Origin of the sequence: Kitasatospora sp. NPDC059571, from assembly GCF_042735675.1 — a bacterium.
GTDB lineage: Bacteria > Actinomycetota > Actinomycetes > Streptomycetales > Streptomycetaceae > Kitasatospora.
On the sequence record NZ_JBHWBW010000051.1, the window covers coordinates 13709 to 17252 of the forward strand.

Sequence of the window (3544 nt, forward strand, 5' to 3'; positions counted from 1 at the left end):
CTGCGTGCCCCGCCGCGGCGACGGTACCGCGGCTGGCTGGGCCGGCCCCGGCGGGGGGTAGGGGCAGAGGGCCGGCGCCGGTCGGAGGGCGGCACTCCGGTTGCTAGCATGCGGGCCGGTCCCGCTCGGGGGCCGTCGCCGATCAGGGGATTCGCATGCGCAGCACCCGTCTCGCCGCCGTCCCGGCCGCGGCCCTCCTCGCCCTCGCGGGCGCGGCGCCGGCCGCGGAAGCCGCCCAGGGCCACAACGGCCAGACCGTGACGACCCTGAGCGGCGTACCCGCCTCGCTGCCGGTCGGGGGCAGCTTCCAGATGACCTTCACCGTCAACTCGACCTCCCCGTACCGCATCGTGGTCTACGACCTCTTCCTCGCGCTCTGGAACACCGCGCAGGAGGGCTTCTCGCAGCCGAAGGGGGTCACCGTGCTGTGGGACGACCCGTCGACCGGCTCCTGGCGCTCCTCCGACCACGTCAACGACAACGGCGGCTGGGTGCTGTCCGAGCCGAACGGCCGACTCGAGATCCCGCCGCACGGCTCGCTCTCCGTCCACCTGCGGATCAGTCTGAGCAGCGACGCCGCCCGCGGCACCTTCCACCTCGGCACCAACGGCGTCAGCGGGTACTCGCTGCTGACCACGTCCGGCGCGAGCGTCCAGGGTGCGCTCGACAACTACAACTATCCGATGACGACGTTCCGCTACGGATCCGGCGGCCCCGCACCGAGCCGGACGCCCGCTCCCCCGCGCACGACCTCCGCCGGCCGCCCGGCCGCCGCCGCGAACGCACCGGGTTCGACGGCCGCGGCCTCCCCCACCACGACGACCGCCCCCGCCGCCGCGGCGAGCCCGCCGGTGGGCACGGCCCCGGCGTCCGCGACCTCCACCGCGGCATCCGTCCCGCCCTCGGCCGCCACGGGGGCCGCGACGGCGACGGCGGCCCCGCTCGCCACGACCGGTTCGTCGCGCTCCACCGCGCTGCCCTGGACGGCCGGCGGCCTGGCCGTGCTCGCCGCCACCGCGGGCGGCGGCGCGGTCCTCGCCCGCCGCAGGCGCAGCGCCGCAGCCGGGACCCCGGCAGATCCGGAGACGGACTGACCCGCGGGCCCGTGCGGAAGGGCCCGGGTGACCGGCCGTGAGTACGCACGCGGCCGGGCGAAACCGTCCGTGCCTCACTCGGCGTCCGTGATGATGTGATCACCACCGTGCTCGACGCGTCGCCGCTCTTCTGGCCGGGCGCGATCCTCTCCGCCGTCCTGGCCGTCGTGGGCAGCGGCCCGGTGGGGCGGCTGCTCCGGGCGCACCGCGTCGTCGGCTTCCTCGTGGTCCTGGCACTCGGGGGCATCGTGACACTCACGCTGCTGCCCGACACCAAGCTGTCGCTCGCGGACAACGCCCGCTACGGCGCGCAGGAGTGCGTGCTGGACGGCGCGGGCCCGCATCCGCTGAGCGAACTGCTGACGGCGACCCAGAGCAGTCTCAACGTCGCCCTGTTCGTGCCGCTGGGGCTGGCCGTCGGCCTGGCCGGCACCTGGGGCCGCCGGGCCGCGGCGGCGGCCGTGGCGCTGTGCGTGCCGCTCGCCGTGGAGAGCGTCCAGTACGCCCTCCCCGTGCTGGGCCGTGCCTGTGACGCGCAGGACGTCTGGGACAACCTCTTCGGCCTGTTCCTGGGGCTGCTGCTCGCCGTGGTCTGCGGCCCGGTCGCCCGCGCCGCCGTCCGTGCCCGACGGCGCCGCGGCAACGGGCCGGTGCGACGGCCCGTGCGTGCCGGGGCGCAGGCCGCGGACGCCGGGGAGGGTGCGCAGGACCGTACCGGCGTCACCGGGTGACGGATGGTCGGCCCGGGCGGCCGGGTCAGCCGGCGCGGTCGGCCTTCAGCGAGCCGAGCATCATCTTCTCGGTCGCGTGCAGGTAGCGTTCGGCGGCCCGGTCCGCCTGGTCCGGCAGGCCGTCGACGACGGCCCGGACGACGGGCCCCAGCAGGTCGGCGGTGGCGGCCGGGTCCTCGAAGGGCGCGCGCAGGGCGCGGCGGACGGGGAGGTAGGCGTTGAAGAGGGTGTTGGTGAGCAGCAGGTAGACGCGATTGCCGGTCGACCGGGCGAGCTCGCGGTGGACCTCGATGTCGGCGAGCTGGGCGGCGTCCGCGTCGGCTGCCGCGGCGACCGCCCGCAGGGCCTCCTCCAGGCGCCGGGCCTGCCGGTCGGTGCGGTGGGTGGCGGCCCGGCGGGCGATGAGGGTGCCGATGTGGCGGCGTACCTCGAAGATGTCGGTGAGCCAGCCGTTGTCGTGGGCGCAGAGCATGGGCAGCAGGTCCGCGCTGCCCTCCTTCAGGAAGTCGCGCACTCGGGTGCCGATGCCGTGCCGGGTGCTGAGCAGGCCGGCCTGTTCGAGGCGGGAGAGGGCGTGCTTGAGGGTGGTGCGGGTGACGCCGTAGCCGGCGGCGAGTTCCCGCTCGGGCGGCAGGAGTGCGCCCGGCCCGTGCGTGCCGTCCATGATGTCGCCGCGGAGGCGGTGTTCGAGCTCGTCGACGACGGACCGGCGGGGGATGATCTCGGCGGGCACGGGGGCTCTCCTCGGGCTGTGCTGGTGGGTCCGGGTGGATGGCCACCCGTCTGCGGAGTCAAGCGAGCGGCGGACGGGTCGTCAAGGGTACGGCGCAGGGCGGACGTCGGGCGTGGCGCCCGGTGGCCCGCCGCTCAGCCGGCACCGGCGGCGGCCCGGGCGACGGCGAGTGCCAGGGCCATGATGGTCAGTTGCGGGTTCACCCCCGGGCAGCCGGGGAGCGCCGAGCCGTCCGCGAGGAGGACGCCGTGGACCCCGCGCAGCCGGCCCTGCGGGTCGGCCGGGGCCCGTTGCGGGTCGGCGCCCAGGGCGACGGTGCCGGTCGGGTGGAAGGCGGACAGGTGCAGGTGGCTCGGGCGGGTCCGGTCGAGGAGGCGGTGCAGTTCGGCGGTCGACCGGACCCGCGGGTCGCGGGGCAGTCCGGTGAGCACCTCCTCGGCGCCGGCGGCGAAGAGCAGTTCGCCCATGGCGGCGACCGCGCGGAGCAGGGCGCGGCCGTCCCGCGGGTCCAGGTCGTAGCGCAGCAGGGATCCGCTGCTGCCGAGCACGCGGCCGCCGGGCCGGTCGGCGATCATCGCGCCGAGCGTGGCGAGGCGTTCGGTGTCCTCCAGTTCGGCCCGCAGCTCCCGGCCGAGGCCGGGCAGGACGAAGGAGCCCATGCCGGGCGGCGGGGCGGTGGCCTCGATCAGGATGCCCTGCTCGTGCAGTTCCTCCACGCCGGCGCTCTGCAGGACGGCGGGGCCGCCGGCGACCGGCTCGGCGAAGCGTCCCGCGACGCTGGTCGCCGGGTGGACGGCGAGGTTGCGTCCGGTCCGCGGGTGGCCGCCGAGCCCGGAGCGCCGCAGCAGGGCCGGGGACTGCAGGGCGCCCGCTGCCACGACGACCAGCGGGGCGAGGATCTCCAGTTCGGTGCCGTCGGGACGCCGCCCCCCGCTGGCCCCCGCGGGGGCGGCGCGCGGGCGCGGCCGGGGGCGCGCGCGCCCGCG

Annotated in this window: 4 protein-coding genes; 2 read left to right on the forward strand and 2 right to left on the reverse strand. The window is 76.9% G+C overall.

Translation table 11 applies throughout. The features are described from left to right. Positions 1-155: 155 nt before the first annotated feature. Both ACFV0G_RS08975 and ACFV0G_RS08980 read left to right on the forward strand, forming a co-directional pair. The gene (locus ACFV0G_RS08975) at positions 156-1094 is read left to right on the forward strand and encodes a hypothetical protein (protein ID WP_380543991.1); all 939 of its coding nucleotides are present in this window, start codon (positions 156-158) and stop codon (positions 1092-1094) included. A gap of 95 nt (positions 1095-1189) precedes the next feature. Further along, positions 1190-1825, forward strand: coding sequence for a VanZ family protein (locus ACFV0G_RS08980; protein WP_380543994.1), 636 nt, complete (start codon positions 1190-1192; stop codon positions 1823-1825). A 25-nt stretch (positions 1826-1850) separates the two neighbouring features. Here the strand turns inward: ACFV0G_RS08980 and ACFV0G_RS08985 are convergent, their stop codons facing one another. Both ACFV0G_RS08985 and ACFV0G_RS08990 read right to left on the reverse strand, forming a co-directional pair. Further along, a complete protein-coding gene (locus tag ACFV0G_RS08985; RefSeq protein ID WP_380543997.1) occupies positions 1851-2558 on the reverse strand; it encodes a FadR/GntR family transcriptional regulator in 708 nt (235 codons plus the stop codon). Positions 2559-2692: 134 nt separating this feature from the next. Beyond that, the coding region (locus tag ACFV0G_RS08990) for a GMC oxidoreductase (protein WP_380544000.1) at positions 2693-3544 on the reverse strand (852 nt) is incomplete at its 5' end.

Bases quoted from the DNA above. Each gene is read 5' to 3' on its own strand.
- ACFV0G_RS08975 (WP_380543991.1), top strand. From the start codon at position 156: ATGCGCAGCACCCGTCTCGCCGCCGTCCCGGCCGCGGCCCTCCTCGCC.